Origin of the sequence: Kitasatospora sp. NPDC059747 (assembly GCF_042732955.1) — a bacterium.
GTDB lineage: Bacteria > Actinomycetota > Actinomycetes > Streptomycetales > Streptomycetaceae > Kitasatospora.
The window spans coordinates 11,348-27,082 of the sequence record NZ_JBHWGV010000123.1 but is presented as its reverse complement, the minus strand read 5'-3'; the positions used below and the strand labels follow the sequence as shown (position 1 = coordinate 27,082).

Annotated in this window: 10 protein-coding genes; 1 reads left to right on the top strand and 9 read right to left on the bottom strand. The window is 74.9% G+C overall.

Going from position 1 to position 15,735, the window contains the following annotated elements; genetic code table 11:
- Positions 1-12: 12 nt before the first annotated feature.
- The 9 genes from ACFV4G_RS35995 to ACFV4G_RS35955 form a co-directional block, all read right to left on the bottom strand.
- Complete coding sequence (locus tag ACFV4G_RS35995) at positions 13-861, bottom strand: ABC transporter permease (protein ID WP_380446402.1); 849 nt, start codon at positions 859-861, stop codon at positions 13-15.
- Positions 858-1,916, bottom strand: coding sequence for an ATP-binding cassette domain-containing protein (locus ACFV4G_RS35990; RefSeq protein ID WP_380446401.1), 1,059 nt, complete (start codon positions 1,914-1,916; stop codon positions 858-860). Before ACFV4G_RS35990 ends, ACFV4G_RS35995 begins: the two co-directional genes overlap by 4 nt.
- A 74-nt stretch (positions 1,917-1,990) precedes the next feature.
- Positions 1,991-7,273, bottom strand: a complete 5,283-nt coding sequence (locus ACFV4G_RS35985) for a beta-ketoacyl synthase N-terminal-like domain-containing protein (RefSeq protein ID WP_380446400.1) — start codon at positions 7,271-7,273, stop codon at positions 1,991-1,993.
- Between the two features lie 68 nt (positions 7,274-7,341).
- Positions 7,342-9,504 carry an aminodeoxychorismate synthase component I gene (gene pabB, locus ACFV4G_RS35980; RefSeq protein WP_380446399.1) on the bottom strand — a complete coding sequence of 721 codons (2,163 nt, stop codon included), beginning with the start codon at positions 9,502-9,504 and terminating at the stop codon, positions 7,342-7,344.
- Between the two features lie 29 nt (positions 9,505-9,533).
- The gene (locus ACFV4G_RS35975; protein ID WP_380446398.1) at positions 9,534-10,292 is read right to left on the bottom strand and encodes a thioesterase II family protein; all 759 of its coding nucleotides are present in this window, start codon (positions 10,290-10,292) and stop codon (positions 9,534-9,536) included.
- Between the two features lie 51 nt (positions 10,293-10,343).
- Positions 10,344-10,538 (bottom strand): ferredoxin, encoded by a 195-nt coding sequence (locus ACFV4G_RS35970; RefSeq protein ID WP_380446397.1) that lies wholly within the window; start codon positions 10,536-10,538, stop codon positions 10,344-10,346.
- Between the two features lie 37 nt (positions 10,539-10,575).
- Entirely contained in the window at positions 10,576-11,829 is a 1,254-nt protein-coding gene (locus ACFV4G_RS35965; RefSeq protein ID WP_380446396.1) for a cytochrome P450, read from the bottom strand.
- Positions 11,830-11,857: 28 nt separating this feature from the next.
- Positions 11,858-12,916: a DegT/DnrJ/EryC1/StrS family aminotransferase gene (locus tag ACFV4G_RS35960; RefSeq protein WP_380446395.1), complete on the bottom strand. Its 1,059-nt coding sequence runs from the start codon at positions 12,914-12,916 to the stop codon at positions 11,858-11,860.
- A 55-nt stretch (positions 12,917-12,971) separates the two neighbouring features.
- Positions 12,972-14,357 (bottom strand): glycosyltransferase, encoded by a 1,386-nt coding sequence (locus ACFV4G_RS35955; RefSeq protein WP_380446394.1) that lies wholly within the window; start codon positions 14,355-14,357, stop codon positions 12,972-12,974.
- Between the two features lie 421 nt (positions 14,358-14,778).
- On the opposite strand from ACFV4G_RS35955, the gene ACFV4G_RS35950 reads away from it, so the two are divergent.
- The coding region (locus ACFV4G_RS35950; RefSeq protein WP_380446393.1) for an ATP-binding protein at positions 14,779-15,735 on the top strand (957 nt) is incomplete at its 3' end.

The following is a 15,735-nucleotide window of genomic DNA, read 5'->3' as shown; positions in this document are numbered from 1 at the left end:
GGGCTGCGCTGCTCAGCGTGGGGTGAGCGGCCTGCGGAAGCCCGTCACGGCCAGCCAGGCGCCGAGCGCCGCCACGGCGGTGCCGAGCAGCAGGGCCGGCACCGCCGTTCCCGTCCCCGGGAGGCCGAGGGCGAGGGCGCGCGTCGAATCGATGGCGTACGTCAGGGGGTTGACGTGGGCGACGGCGGCGAGCCAGTCCGGGAGGTCGGCGGTCGGGACGTAGGCGCTGGAGGCGAACATCAGGGGGAGCACGGCGATGATCGCGAGGTTCTGGATCGGCTCGGCCCGGCGCAGCCAGGCCGCCGCCGCGATGAACAGCCAGCCGAGCGCCCAGCTCATGAACAGCGTCAGCCCGATCGAGGCGGCGACCGCGCCGGCCCCGCCGCGCGGGTGGTAGCCGAGGACGAGGGTGCCGAGCGTCAGGATGATCACGGCCTGGACGGCGGCGCGCACGAGCGTGGTGAGGCTGCGCGCGACGAGCAGCGAGCTCGGGGCGACGGGCAGGCAGCGCAGGCGGGCGACGATGCCGTTCTGGAGGTCCTCGACGAGGCCGACCCCGGACTGGACGGCGGACTGCACCGCGTTGTCGACGAGGACGGCGGGCAGGACGAAGTCGAGGTACGTGACGTCCGGCGGGAAGTGCGGGGGGAGCCCCATGCGGCTGAACACCTGGGAGAGCACCACGAGCGTGATGACGGGCTGGAGCAGGCCGAAGAGCAGGACCGCCGGGTCGGTCACGAGCGCGCGCAGCGACCGGCCGGTGAGGATGCGGACCTGGGTGAGCCGCGAACTGCCGCGCCAGGCGGGCGCGGTGGCCGTCGGGGTGCGGGGCGGTCGGCCGGTGTCGAGAGTGGTGGTCACCGCTTGGGTCCTTCCGGGCTGACGAGCCGGTCGAGGCGGTCGCGGCCGTCGAGGCTGTCGGGGTGGTGGGCCAGGGCGAGGTAGACGTCGTCGAGGCCGGGTTCGCCGAACGTGAGCTCGGCGGCCTCGACCCCGACCCCGTCGAGCGCCCGGACGACGGCGGCGATGTCGCGGGTGGCCTCGATGGGGACGACGAGGGCGGCGCCCTCGCGCCCGGTGACCGGGGCGAGCCCGGCCCGGCGCAGCGCGTCGGCGGCCCGCTCGAAGTCGCGGCCGGCGTCGCTCCCGGGGTCGTTTCCGGAGCTGCCCCCGGCAGGCCCGTCGAGGACGACGGTGACGGTCCGCCGGCCGACCCGGGCCTTGAGTTCCGCCGGGGTGCCGTGGGCGACGACGCTCCCGCCGGAGAGCACGGTGATGGCGTCGGCGAGCCGGTCGGCCTCGTCGAGGTACTGGGTGGTGAGCAGGACGGTGGTGCCCTCGGCGACGAGGCCTTCGACGATCTCCCAAAGCCCGAGCCGGCTCACCGGGTCGAGCCCGGTGGTGGGTTCGTCGAGGAACACCACCTCGGGCCGGCCGACCAGGCTCGCGGCGAGGTCGAGGCGCCGGCGCAGGCCGCCGGAGTAGCCGCGGGCGGGCCGGTCGGCGACGTGGCCGAGGTCGAACAGGTCGAGGAGCTCGTCGGCGCGGGCGCGTCCGGCGCGGCGTCCGGCGCCGAGCAGCCCGGCGAGCAGGAGGAGGTTGTCGCGCCCGCTGAGCCGCCCGTCGACGGTCGCGTACTGGCCGGTGAGGCCGATCCGGCGGCGGACCTCGGCGGGGCGGCGCCGGACGTCGAACCCGGCGACGCTGGCCCGGCCGGTGGTGGGCGCGAGGGCGGTGGTGAGGACGCCGACGAGGGTGGTCTTGCCGGCGCCGTTGTGGCCGAGCAGGGCGAGCACGCTGCCGCGGGGGACGGCGAGGCTGACCGAGTCGAGCGCGCGGACGGCACCGAAGGTCATGCCGACGTCGACCGCCTCGATCACGAGGTCGTCGTCGGCCGTGGTGGGCGGGGAAGTCATGGCCGGTTCTCCGTTGGGCGGTGGTGGGACGGGCGGTCGGGGCTCGTCGGTCGGGGCTCGTCGGTCGGGGCACGTCAGTCGACGGCGTCCATCAGGCGGAAGAGCTCCTCGTCGGTGGCCGCGTCGAGGTCGGGCCCGGGACCGGGGCGGGCCGGGCCGGCGGGCGCGGCGCAGCGCCGGGCGAGGTCGCGCAGGCGGGTGGCGGTGGCCGGGTCGGGGGTGGTGCCGGCGGCGAACAGCGCGGCGAGCCGGTCGACCAGGTCGGCCGCGCTGGGCTCCGGTTCGGCGCCCCGGTCGGGCCGGGCGCGGGCGGCGCGGAGGGCGCCGAGGGCACGGACGACGGCGGCCGGGGAGGGGTGGTCGAAGACGAGGGTCGCGGGGAGGGCGGTGCCGGTGGCGGCGGCGATGCGTTCGCGCAGCTCGATCGCGTTGACGGAGTTGACGCCGAGGTCGGAGAACGCGTGGGTGGCGTCGAGGTCGTCGGCGCCGCGCCCGAGCACGGCGGCGGTCTCGGCGAGGACGAGCTTGAGGAGGAGGGCGTCGCGCTCCTCGGGGCTCGCCGTCGCGAGTCGGTCGTCGGACAGCGGTGCGTCGGACAGCGGTGCGTCGGCAAGGGCCACCGCACGGGACACCGGAGCGGCGGCCGCGAGCCAGTACGTCTGCCGCTGGAACGGGTACGTCGGCAGCGGCACCGGCCGGGCGCCGGGCAGGACGGCGTCCCAGTCCACCGGCACGCCGTGCAGGTGGAGGCGGCCGGCGGCGGCGAGCAGGGCGCGCGTCTCGTCCCCCTGGTCGGCCGAGCCGGTGGCGATGACGGCGGCCGACGCTCCGGCCTCCGCGGCGGCCAGGCACTCGCCGAGCATCGGGGCGAGTGCGGCGGCGGGCCCGAGTTCGAGGTAGGCGTCGACGCGCTCCGCGCCCAGCCGGGCGACGGCGTCCCGGAAGCGGACCGGCTCCCTGGCCTGCCGCACCCAGTGGCCGGGGTCGCGGGCCTCGTCGGCGGTCAGCGGGCGGCCGGTCACGCCGGAGACGAGCGGCACGGCGGGTGCGGCGAAGGACAACCCCTCCAGCACACCGCGGAATTCGGCCAGCATCGGCTCCAGCAGCGGGGAGTGGAAGGCGTGCGAGACGCGCAGGCGCGTCGTCCGCCGGTCGGCGAAGTGCGCCTCGATCGCCGCGACCGCGTCCTCGGTGCCCGAGACGACGACGGACGACGGCCCGTTGACGGCCGCTAGCGACACGAACTCGCCCAGCAGCGGCAGGACTTCGTCCTCCGCCGCCCGAACGGCGAGCATCGCGCCACCGGCCGGGAGGGCCTGCATGAGCCGCCCACGGGCGGCGACCAGCGTGCACGCGTCCGCCAGCGACAGCACCCCGGCGACGTGCGCGGCGGCGATCTCGCCGACCGAGTGCCCGGCCAGCAGGTCGGGCCGCACGCCCCAGGACTCCAGCAGGCGGTGGAGCGCGACCTCGTGGGCGAACAGTGCGGGCTGAGCGAACTCCGTCCGGTCGAGGAGATCGTCGGAACGGTCCCACAGGACGGAGCGCAGCGGCCGTTCCAGCAGCGGATCCAGGATGCCGCACACCTCGCCCAGGGCGGCCGCGAACTCCGGGAACGCGGCGGCGAGTTCGCGCCCCATCCCGGGCCGCTGGCTGCCCTGCCCGGCGAAGACGAAGGCGAGCCGCCCGCCGCCGTCGCGCCGACCGGTGGCCGGGGCGACCGGCGAGGGCTCCCCGGAGGCGAACCGTCGCAGCGCGTCGACGAGTCCGGTACGGTCGGCGGCGGACAGCAGCGCCCGGTGACCGTGGACGGCCCGGGTGGTGGCCAGCGCGTGGGCGAGGTCCGGCAGAGCGTACGAGGGGTGGGCGGCGACGTGCTCGGCCAGCCGCCCGGCCTGGGCCCGCAGGGCGGGCTCGCCGCGGGCGGAGAGCACCAGCGGCACCGGACGGTCGTCGGCGTGCTCGGAAGCCCCGGGCAGCACGGTCCCGGCCGCGGCCCGCCCGGCGTCGGTGCGCCGCGTGGCTGCGTCCGCGTGTTCGGTGGGCCGCGCCGGCCCGTCGCCGGGGGCCGCCGCGGGCGCGTCTTGCAGCACCGTGTGCCCGGCGTCGGTGTGCCGCGTGGCCGCCTCTCCGTGGTGGGAGGACCCCGTCGGCCCGTCTCCGGAGCCCGCCGCCGGTGCCTCCTCCAGCACCACGTGCGCGTTCGTTCCGCTGATCCCGAACGACGACACCCCCGCCCGCCGCGCCCGCCCGTCCTTCCGGGGCCACGGCTGCGCCTCGGTCAGCAGCCGGACGGCGCCGGAGGACCAGTCCACGCGGGTGGTCGGCTCGGTGACGTGCAGGGTCCGCGGCAGCAGGCCGTGCCGCAGCGCCTGCACCGTCTTGATCACGCCGGCCACCCCGGCCGCCGCCTGGGCGTGCCCGATGTTCGACTTGACGGACCCGAGCCACAGCGGCCGGTCCGCCGGGCGCGCGCCCCCGTGGACGGCGAGCAGCGCCTGCGCCTCGATCGGGTCGCCGAGCGAGGTCCCGGTGCCGTGGGCCTCGACGGCGTCGACGTCGCCGGGGGTGAGCCCCGCGTCGGCGAGCGCGCGGCGGATCACGCGCTGCTGTGCGGGGCCGTTGGGCGCGGTGATGCCGTTCGAGGCGCCGTCCTGGTTGACGGCCGAGCCGCGGACGACGGCCAGCACCGGGTGCCCGTTGCGCCGCGCGTCGCTCAGCCGCTCGAGTACCAGCAGGCCCGCGCCCTCGGCCCACGCGGCGCCGTCGGCGTCGTCGGAGAAGGACTTGCAGCGGCCGTCCGCGGCGAGGCCGCGCAACCGCGAGAATTCGACGAACGACGTCGGCGTGGCCATCACCGCCACGCCGCCGGCCAGCGCGAGCGAGGACTCGCCCGACCGCAGCGAACGGCAGGCGAGGTGGAGGGCGACGAGCGACGAGGAGCACGCGGTGTCGACGGCGAGCGCCGGGCCCTCCAGGCCGAAGCAGTACGAGATCCGTCCGGCCAGCGCGCTGCCGGCGGTGCCGATCCCGAGCAGGCCCTCCAACTCCGCCGGAGCGCCCGCACCGTAGTCGTGGTACATCGCCCCGGTGAAGACGCCGGTGCGGCTGCCGCGCAGCCCGGTCGGGTCGATCCCGGCGTGCTCCAGCGCCTCCCAGGCCGTCTCCAGGAGCAGCCGCTGCTGCGGGTCGGCGGCCAGGGCCTCGCGCGGGGAGAAGCCGAAGAAGGCGGCGTCGAACCGGCCTGCGCCGTCCAGGAACCCGCCCCGGCGGACGTAGGACGTCCCGGGGTGCTCGGGGTCGTCGTGGAAGAGGCTGTCGAGGTCCCAGCCGCGGTCGGCGGGGAACGGGGAGTCGGTGTGGGTGCCGTCGGAGACGAGCGCCCAGAGGTCGTCGGGGGAGGAGACGCCGCCCGGCAGGCGGCAGGCCATGCCGACGATGGCGATGGGTTCATCGGAGGAGGCGTCGTCCGGACCTTCCTCCGACCGGTCCGGCACCGCGCCCGACAGCAGTGCGGCGACGGCCGCCGGAGTCGGGTGGTCGAAGCCGAGGCTCACCGGCAACGGACGCCCGGTCGCCTCCGCCAGCAGGTTGCGCAGCCGGATGGTGCGCACCGAGTCCAGTCCGTAGGCGCGGAACGCCGTGTCGGCGCCGATCGGTTCGTCGTCCGGGCCGCGCTCCATGACCTCGGCCGCGCACGAGCGCACCAGGTCCAGCGCGTCGCGGTAGTCCATCGACAGTGGTGGAACGACCGTCTCCCCGGCCGCCAGCTCCTCCAGCGACCGCCGGTGCAGCTTCCCGGCCGGGGTGCGCGGGAGGTCGTCGACGGTCACCAGTTCCAGCGGCATCTTGTACTCGGCGACCTCGCGCTCCCGCAGGAAGCCGGTCACGGCCCGCAGCCCGATCGCCGGGTCCGCCGCGCGGGTGAGCACCAGGCACGGGATCTCGCCGAGCCGCGCGTCCGCCCGTCCGACGACGGCGAGCGGGCCGATGCCCGGCATCGCCGCCAGCAGTTCCTGGACCTCGGTCGCGTCGAACTTCCGCCCGCCGACGTTGATCAGCTCGGCCGCGCGCCCGTGGAAGCGCAGCAGTCCGTCCGCCCCGAGGCTCGCCCGGTCGCCCGTGCGCAGCCAGCCGTCCGGCGTGACGGCCGCGGCGGTCAGTTCGGGCTCGCGGTAGTAGCCGCGGAACATGCTCGGGCTGCGGTACTGGAGGTCGCCCGGCTCGCCCGGGGGCAGTTCGCACCCGTCCTCGCCGACGATCCGTACACGCGCCCCGCTGGTGGGCCGGCCGACGCTGCGCACGGCGGCGCCGACCGGGTCGGTGGGGGAGGTCCGGGTGCCGGTGCCGAGTTCGGACATGCCCCAGACGACGACGAGTTCGCCGCCGAGCACCGCCCGGACGTCGGCGGCCAGCGCGGCGGGGATCGCCGCTCCGGCGGTGCGCACCTCGTGCGGCCGGAAGCCGGCCGGCTGCCCGCTGCGGGCCAGGGAGGCGACGACGTCGTGGAGTTGCGCGGGGACGGCGAAGACGGCGCTCGGCGCGGTGGCGCGGGCGAGGGCGAGGAAGCGCTCCGGGTCCCAGCCGCGCAGGAGCACCTGCCGGCAGGCGCGGAACAGCGCAGTGTGCAGCGACTGCAGGCCGAAGAGGTGGGTGAGCGGGCAGGCCGTCAGGATCGCCTCGGCGAAGGCCGGGCCGCCCTCGTCGGCGACGGACGCGGTGTTGGAGAGCAGCCCGTCGTGGCTGTGCACGCAGATCTTGGGCCGGGCCGAGGTGGTGCCGGAGGAGGGGATGAGGACCAGCGGGTCCTCGGGCCGCACCTCCACGGGGTGCGGCGGGTGGCCCGCCCACGCGGCGGTGAGCCGGTCCAGCGCGTGGACACCGCCCCCCACCGCAACCTCGCCGCCCGCGACCAGCACCGCCCGCAGGGAGGGCACGTCCGTCAGGAGGCCGGGCGCCGCAGCCGCCGCCTCCGCCGGGAGCAGCACGGCCACCGGGTCCACCCGGGCCAGCAGCGCCCGCACGTCGGCGGCGCCGTGCCCGGCGTGAACAGGCAGCAGGACGGCGCCCGCGGTGGCGACGGCGACGTGCGCCGTCTGGTACTCCCGGCAGTTGGGCAGCTGGACGGCGACGACGTCGCCCGGCGCGACGCCCAGCTCCTGGAGCGCCCGGGCCAGCGCGGCGGCCTCGTCGGCCCACTGGCGCCAGGTCAGCTCCCGCTCACCGTCGACCAGGGCGACGGCGTCCGGAGCCCGGCGCACCGCCGCCGCGAACACGGCGGGCAGGGTGTGGCCGCCCAGCGCCCCGGGGGAGCCGGCGGCCGGATCGATCGCGTAGTCATCGCTGTGGACGGACACCTTCGCTCCTGACGGGGTCGCTGGGCGGCTGCGGCGGCCGTCCCCAGCCTGAATTGCGGAGGGGGCTCTCAGCCCGAGACGGCCGGGAAGGCCCTGGACGGCCGGCGCCGGCGGGCGGAGGCCGGCGGGTTCTGCAGCGGGAGCGCGGTGTCCAGCAGCGCGAGCAGCGGCCGGGCCTTGACCACCGTCTCGTCGAACTCGCCCTCGGCGTCGGACAGCGCGATGATCGCCCCGCCGACCCCGTAGCGCAGCCGTCCGCCGCTGAGCACGGCGGTGCGGATCACGATGCTCAGGTCGGCGGCGCCGCTGAGCGAGAAGTAGCCGATCGCGCCCGAGTAGATGCCGCGCGGCCCGTTCTCCAGCCGGTCGATGATCTGCATCGTGCGCAGCTTGGGCGTGCCCGTCATCGAGCCGCCGGGGAACGCCGACCGGACGCCGTCGACGGCGCTGCACTCGGGGCGCAGCCGGGCCCGCACGGTGCTGACGAGCTGGTGCACGGTGGCGTACGTCTCGACGTTGAACAGCGGGTCGGCGACGACGGAGCCGGTCCGGGCGCAGCGCCCGAGGTCGTGCCGCACGAGGTCGACGACCATGAGGTTCTCGGCCCGGTCCTTCTCGCTGGTGGCGAGGTCGGCGACGAGCAGGGCGTCCTCCTCGCGGGTGGCGCCGCGCGGCCGGGTGCCCTTGATGGGCTTGGACTCCATGAGGCCGTCCGGGCCGATCCGCAGGAAGCGCTCGGGGGAGGAGCTGAGCACGGCGAGGTCGCCGAAGGAGAGGAAGGCGGCGAACGGGGCCGGGCTGATCCGCCGCAGGGCGCGGTAGGCCTGCCAGGGGTCGAGGTCGGTGGGGGTGTCGATCATGTTGGTGAGGCAGACCTCGTAGGTCTCGCCGGCCGCGATCTCGTCCTGGCACGCGTCGATGAGCTTGAGGTAGGCGTCGCGGGGGTGGCGCAGCCGCAGCCGGGAGTCCTCGCCGGGCGGGGTGTGCGCGGGCGGGTCGGTGTGCGGGGCGGGTCCGGTGAGCAGGGCGGCGGTCTCGTCCAGCCAGGCGAGGGCGGCGTCGTCCCGGCCGTCCTCGGCGAGGGCGAGCAGGTGGGCGGCGCCGGTGTGGTGGTCGACGACGACGGCGCGGTCGGTGAAGACCATGACGGCGTCCGGGTCGGGCGAGCGGTGGGCGCGGTCGCCGCCGCACTCGGCCTTGAGCTCGTAGCCGAGGCAGCCGACCCAGCCGAGCGCGAAGTCGAACGGCAGCTCGGGCACGTCGACGTCCAGCGTGCGCAGGTCCTCGTCGAGCCAGGCCAGGAACTCGCCCTCGATCACCTGCGCGGTGTCGCCGGCGGTGACCGTGACGGTGCCGCGCTGGACGTCGGCGGTGGCGACGCGGGCGAGCGGCCCGGCGGCGTTGCCCATCGCGGAGACGTGCCCGAGGCGGCCGCCGGGCAGGCTGCTGTCGAGCCAGAACGGGTGGCTGCCGCCGCGGAACACGCGGTCGAAGACGGTCTCGGCGTCCCACCCGGTCCCGACCTGCCGGGTCAGGACCGCGAGCCGGCGCGCGGGCGGCCGGGGCGCGGCGCTCACGGTGGCGGAGGGTTGCGGCACGGAGGCTTGCGGCGCGGAGGATCGCGGTGCGGCGGCGGTGCGGCGGCGGCGTCCGTGCTGCTCGGTGAGGTCGCGGAAGTTGGACAGCAGCCGCTTGCCCGCCTCGGTGCCGATCGACTCGGGGTGGAACTGCACGCCCCACATGGGGAGTTCGCGGTGGCGCAGCGCCATCACCACGCCGTCGTCGGTGGCCCACGCGATCGGTTCGAGGGCGGGGGCCAGGGAGGTGACCGCGAGCGAGTGGTAGCGGACGACCTCCAGCGGGTTCGGCAGGTGGTGGAAGAGCCCGGTGCCGGTGTGCCGCACGGCCGACGTACGGCCGTGCCGGGGCGTGGGCGCCCGGCCCACGGTGGCGCCGTGCGCGAGGGCGAGGCCCTGGTGGCCGAGGCAGACACCGAGGACGGGCAGCCGGCCCTCGCGGGCTATGCCCGCGCAGTGGCCGAAGTCCGCGGGGTTGTGCGGGGTGCCGGGCCCCGGGGAGAGCACGACGTTGTCGAACGCGTCGAGCAGTTCGGGCCGGAACGCCGGGTCGTCGTTGCTGATGACCTCAGGATCGCGGCCGTTGGCCTCGGCGAGGTAGTGGAAGAGGTTGTAGGTGAAGGAGTCGTAGTTGTCGACCAGGAGTGTGCGCATCAGGGGTCCTTGTCCGGGCCGGCGGTCCGTCAGCGGAGCGCGGCGAGTTCGGCGGAGATCTCCCGGAGCACCGCCGCCTGCTGGTCGGCGAGGAAGAAGTGGCCGCCGGGCAGGACCTGGAGGCGGAAGTCACCGGCGGTGTGGGCCTGCCAGGCGCGGGCCTCGGCGATGGTGGTGCGCGGGTCGGCGTCGCCGGTGAGGGCGACGACCGGGCAGCCGAGCACGCGGTCGGTCCCGCACGTGTAGCGCTCGATGGCGCGGTAGTCGGCGCGGATCGCCGGCATCGCCATCCGCAGGATCTCCTCGTCCCCGAGCAGTTGGGCGTTGGTGCCGTTGAGCAGTTTGAGCTCGGCGATGACGCCGTCGTCGTCCCGCCGGTGCACCGTCTCGGTGCGGGTGGTGGACGGCGCGCGGCGGCCGGAGGCGATGACCGCCCCGGGCGCGTGGGTGCCCTTGTGCTCCAGCCGCCACGCGGTCTCGAACGCGAGGACGGCGCCCATGCTGTGGCCGAAGTACACGGTGGGCCGGTCGTCCAGGGTGAGCAGTTCCTCGGTGATCCGGTCGGCGAGGGTCGGGATGTCCTCGATGCAGGGCTCCAGGCGGCGGTCCTGCCGGCCGGGGTACTGCAGGGCGATCACCTCGGCCTCGGCGGACAGGGCCGCGGAGACGGGGTGGAAGAAGCTCGCGGAGCCGCCGGCGTGCGGGAAGCACACCAGGCGCACGGCGCGGCCCTCGCCCGGGTGGAAGCGGCGCAGCCACAGCGTGCTCGCGGTGCCGGAACTGGTCATGGGGGTCGGTCCTCTCTTTTCGGGCCCTGGACGGGCCCGGCCTCGTGGGGATCAGCCCCGGTGGACGGTGATGGCGCCGGACGGGCAGAGCGTGGCGGCGGTGTCGACCGCGTCGCGGTCCTCGGGGGCCACGGCGGGGTCGTGGAGCTCGACCACGCCGTCGTCGTCCTGGTCGAACACGGCCGGGGCGTTGAGCACGCACTGGCCCGCGCCGACGCAGCGGTCGGTGTCGACGGTGATGCGCATGAACGTCTTCTCCTGAAACGGTCGGGCGGGACGGGTGCTACCAGCGGACGGGCAGCGCGTGCAGGCCGCACAGCACGCCGTCGTACTTGAGCGGCAGGTCCTCGACGGGCACCGCGAGGCGCAGGCCGGGGATGCGCTCGAAGAGCCGGCGGTAGGCGATCTCCATCTCGATCCGGACCAGGTTCTGGCCCAGGCACTGGTGGACGCCGTAGCCGAACGCGACGTGGTGGCGCTCGGTGCGGGCCGGGTCGAACGCGTGCGGGCAGGAGAAGGCCTTCTCGTCGTGGTTGGCGGCGGCCACCAGCGGCACGATGCCCTCGCCGGCCCGCACCAGCTGCCCGGAGATCTCGACGTCCTCGACCGCGACCCGCAGCGAGACCAGGTCGGCCACCGAGTGGAAGCGCAGCGTCTCCTCGACCACCCGGTCGTCGCCGATCCACTCGGGGTGCTGGAGGAGCGTCACCACGCCGAGTGCGATGTTGTTGGCCGTCGTCTCGTGCCCGGCGATGAGCAGGAGCATCAGCACGCCGGACATCTCGTGGGGCTCGATCGCGCCGGTGGCCAGCAGCCGGCTGATCAGGTCGTCGCCGGGCCACTTCTGCTTGATCGCCACCAACCGGTTGATGTAGCGCAGCAGTTCGCGCGAGGCGGTGTCGCGCTGCTGGTCGGTGGAGGCCTGGATCGCGACCAGGGTGCGGGTGCGGGACTCGAAGAAGTCCCGGTCCACCGGCGGCACGCCGAGCAGCGAGGAGATGACGAGCGAGGGGACGGGCAGCGCGAAGTCGGCCACCAGGTCGGCCTCGTCGCCGGCCGCCAGCATCGCGTCGATGCACCGGTCGACGGTCTGCTCGACCGCCGGCCGCAGCTCCCGGACCCGCCGGACGGTGAACTCCGGGATGAGCGCCTTGCGGAAGCGGTCGTGCTCGGGCGAGTCGAGGCCGACGAACCAGCCGGGGATCTGCTCCTGGCGGGGCACGCCCATCGTCTCGCTGACGTTGGGGAAGCCGGGGTGGTCCGGGTTGGAGCTGATCTTCTTGTTGGTGAGGACGGAACGCACGTCCTCGTGCCGGGTGACCAGCCAGACCTTGCGGCCGTTCGGCAGGTAGGAGACCACCAGGCCCTGCCGGTCCCGGTAGCCCTGGTAGCGCGGCGGGGGGAAGGACTCGCCGGGCACGCGCAGCGGGAAGTCGACCACCGGCGGTTCGGCGCCCGTCGTGCCGCCGGACGTCACGTTGTCGGTGGGCACGGTGTCGGGAGGCACGGTGCCGGGTGTCGCAGTGTCGGGCGTCATGGGTTCGGGTCTCCTCCGGCGGGCCGGTTCAGGACGCGCCGTAGAACGCGCGGACCGCGCCGATCACGCGGTCCTGGTCGGCGGGGGTCAGGTCGGTGTAGGTGGGCAGGTAGAGGCCGTCGGCGGCGAAGCGGGCCGCGTTGAGGCCGGGCCAGGCCGGGTCGAGGTAGCCGGGCTGACGGCTCATCGGCTGGAAGAACAGCCGGGTCTCGATCCCCTCGGCGGCGAGGAACTCGCGCAGCTCGGCGCGGCGTTCGGCCCGCACGTCGTACATCCACAGCACGTCGCGGGGCGGCATGAGGGTGATCCCGGGGACGTCCTTGAGGCCCTGGTCGTAGCGCTGCTCGATCTCGCGGCGGGTGGCGAGGATCGCGTCGAGGCGCTCGGTCTGGGCGAGGGCGACGGCGGCCTGCATGGCCGTCATGCGGAAGTTGTAGGCGAGCTTCTTGTGGACGAAGCTGTGGTCGGTGGTGAAGGCCATGGCGCGCAGGTGGTCCAGCTGGGCAGCCAGGCGGGGGTCGTCGGTGAGGCAGATGCCGCCCTCGCCGGCCGTGATGATCTTGTTGGCGAACAGCGAGAAGCACGCGATGTCGCCGGTGGGGCGGATGCCGTGGGCCTCGGCCGAGTCCTCGACGACGCGCAGGTTGTACTGGTGCGCGATGTCCATGACGGCCGCCATGTCGCAGCGCCGGCCGTAGACGTGCACCGGCATGATCGCCTTGGTGCGCGGGGTGATCTTCTCCTCGATCCGCGTGACGTCGATGTTCAGGTCGTCCGCGCAGTCGACGAACACCGGGGTCGCGCCGGTGTAGGTGACGGCCCAGGCGGTGGCGATCATCGTGAACTCGGGGACGATCACCTCGTCGCCGGGGCCCACGCCGAGGGCGCGCAGCGCCAGGGTGAGCGCCGCGGTGCCGGAGGAACAGGCCACGCCGTGGGCGGAGCCGTTGTAGTCGGCGAAGGCCCGCTCGAAGCGCCGGACGTACGGGCCCTGGGAGGAGATCCAGCCGTCGCCGATCGTGCTCGTGACGTACTCCAGCTCGCGCCCGTCCAGGCTGGGCCGGGACACGGGGATGGTGAAGGGCATGAAAGGGTCCTCGCTCGGTGCGTTGGTCGAAGGGGGTGTCGCCGGGGGGGAAGGGTCAGGCGAGGGCGGGCAGGGCGAGCAGCAGGTCGGCCGCGGTGGTGCGGCCGCCGGCGGCGCGCTGCAGGGCGCCGATGCGCTCGGCGCGCTCGCGGAAGGAGCCGTCGCCGAGGACGCGGGTGAGCTTGTCGACGACGTCGGCCGGGTCGATGTCCTGCGGCCGGTCCAGGGTCAGGCTGATCCCGAAGTCCCGGCCGCGCACGGCCTGGTCGTAGCAGTCCACCCACAGCGGGCGCACCACCAGCGGCTTGCCGAAGTACACGCCCTCGTGGAAGCCGTTGCCGCCGCCGTGGGTGAAGAACACCCCGACCTTGGGGTGGGCCAGCACGTCCAGCTGCGACGGCAGCCAGCTCTCGATCCGCAGGTTGTCCGGGAGTTGCTCCTTCGGCGGCAGCAGGTGCTGCTGCTCGGCGGGCAGCCGCCACAGCACCTGGTGGCGCCCGTCCAGGCGGCGCGCCACCTCGACGAGCGCGGCCACCTGGGGCCGGGTCAGCCGGGTGATGGTGCCGAAGCCCATGTAGACCACCGAGGACTGCGCGTCGAGCCAGTCCATGACTCCGGTGTCGTCCGCGGCCCGCGTGGACTCCGGCAGCGGCGGCACCATCGCCCCGACCAGCTTGACCTTCCCCGGCATCTCGAACGGGTAGTCGAGCTCCCGCACGGAATTGCACAGCACCATTTCGGCCCGGTCGATCCGGGTCATCGGGCTGGGCTTGGGAAGCCCGAGTTCCTTGCGCAGCCGGGCGTCCTCGGAAAGCACCTTCCCCATGGCCGGGTTGAAGAAGAGCGCGAGCGTGCGCAGCTTGAACAGCCGGTTGGCCAGGCGCTGGCCGAAACCCATCGGGTACGGCAGGCCGGAATGCGGGACGGGGAAATCCTTGGGCGTGTACGAGCTGCCGAATGGGCTGTGCGAGGTGAGTACATTGCTCGGCAGGAACGGTACGCTGAGCACGAACGGAATGCCCCGGGTCAGGGCGAGGTCGACGGCGAAGGAGCTGACGCAGTCGATGACCATCAGGGCCGGATTGCACTTGTCCACCACGGCCGCGAGCCGGCGGTATTTCTCGGCCTGCAGATCGGGCCGGTAGGACTGGTGGATGACGGCCCGGTGGGCGCGGAAGCGGTCCGGCTGGGTCACCTCGCGGTAGACCTCGTCGCTCCAGCTGACGGCCGACAGCTCGGAGAACACCTCGCCGAGCGAGGCGAACTCCACCGCCGACCCGTCGGCGAGGGCCAGCACGTCGGCGCGCCGGGGCTCGTCGGTGGCGAACCAGAGGTCCGGCACGCCCCGGCGGGCCAGCTCACCGGCCAGCACCAGCAGCGGGTTGAGCAGTCCGCTCTCCGGCAGGCTGACGAACAGGATCGGACGCTGCGGGGCGGTCATCGGACTCCCTCGGGGCGGGACGGCTGGGGGTGCACCCCACCTTGGTCTCACGCCCCGCGCCGGGAATTCCTTAGTCCTGGCCGGGGCCGGCCCGGGGCCGGGGCCGATCGTCCTGGTGTGCGCGGGTTTGGACCGCGGCCCGGCGGTAAAGACAAACCAACGGGAGGTTCAACATTCCTTGGGGGATCCGGCCGCGCGCCGCGACGGGGAGGGCGGCCACCGGCCCGGACGGCGCGACGGCCTCGCGGCGGGGTCGCGACGGCCGGAAATCGTTCGGGCACCCGTGCTGTTCTTGACGGGTCCCATACATATTTGATCGTATGGCCCGGGGTACTGTTGCACCTGTCAACCGCAATTGTCCTGCGGTCCGGGCGTGGTGTCGGAATAGCGGAATCGTCCGCGCTTGGGGGGTGAAGGTTCCGTGCTGCCTACGGCAGGAATTCCCGACCAGGGGAACATTCTCGGTCGCGCAGGTGAACTGGCGACGCTTTCCGGACACGCAGGGGCCGGCCGCCGCGGGAACGCCGGCTGCGTCGTCCTCACCGGCCCGGCCGGAATCGGGAAAACCCGGCTGCTCGCGGAGCTGCGGGCGGAATCCGCCCGGCACGGCGCGCTCGTCCTGCACGGCGAACGGCCGGACGGCACGGGCTACTCGGGCCTGCGCGCCCTCTTCGCCGAGAGCGGCGTGACACCGGACGCGACATCAGGCGCGACATCACCGGACGCGGCATCAGGCGTGACATCAGGTGACGAGGCATCGGGCGGCGCGGCACTGGCCGCACACCTGCCCCGGCCGCGGCACACGCGCTCCTTCGACCCCGCGGAGGCCTGCCCCGTCTTCCACGCCCTCTACCGCGCCGCGGCCCGCCTCATGACGGACCGTCCGCTCGTCCTCGCCCTCGACGACGCCGAGGCCTGCGACGAACACACCCTGCGCTGGCTGGACTTCCTGCTCCGGCGCTCGGCAGGACTCCCGCTGCTCGTCGCCCTCTCCCGCCGCGACGGCGCCCGCCCGGCCGCCCCCGCGGCCTGGCTCGACCTCACCGCGGACCCGTTCGTCAGCCCACTGCCGCTCGCCCCGCTCGACCGCGCCGCCGTCGCCGGGCTCGTCGGCCGGTGGTCGCCCGCCCCGGTCGAACCCGCCTTCGTCGACCGCCTCGCCGAGGTGTGCGGCGGCAACCCGCGCACCACGCTCCACGTCCTCGACGAACTGGGCGCCCTCGGCCACGGACCGGACGGCGTCGGCGCCGACCGCGTCGCCGAACTCGGCGCCCGCACCCTCGCCCCCGGGGGGGGGGGGCCGCCCCCCGCCCCCCCCCCCCCCCGCGCGCGCCCCCGCGCCGCCGCGCCCGCGGGCGGCGCGCGCGCGCCCCCGCAC

Bases quoted from the DNA above. Each gene is read 5' to 3' on its own strand.
- ACFV4G_RS35990 (WP_380446401.1), bottom strand. From the start codon at position 1,916: ATGACTTCCCCGCCCACCACGGCCGACGACGACCTCGTGATCGAGGCG.
- pabB (WP_380446399.1), bottom strand. From the start codon at position 9,504: ATGCGCACACTCCTGGTCGACAACTACGACTCCTTCACCTACAACCTC.
- ACFV4G_RS35975 (WP_380446398.1), bottom strand. From the start codon at position 10,292: ATGACCAGTTCCGGCACCGCGAGCACGCTGTGGCTGCGCCGCTTCCAC.
- ACFV4G_RS35970 (WP_380446397.1), bottom strand. From the start codon at position 10,538: ATGCGCATCACCGTCGACACCGACCGCTGCGTCGGCGCGGGCCAGTGC.
- ACFV4G_RS35965 (WP_380446396.1), bottom strand. From the start codon at position 11,829: ATGACGCCCGACACTGCGACACCCGGCACCGTGCCTCCCGACACCGTG.
- ACFV4G_RS35960 (WP_380446395.1), bottom strand. From the start codon at position 12,916: ATGCCCTTCACCATCCCCGTGTCCCGGCCCAGCCTGGACGGGCGCGAG.
- ACFV4G_RS35955 (WP_380446394.1), bottom strand. From the start codon at position 14,357: ATGACCGCCCCGCAGCGTCCGATCCTGTTCGTCAGCCTGCCGGAGAGC.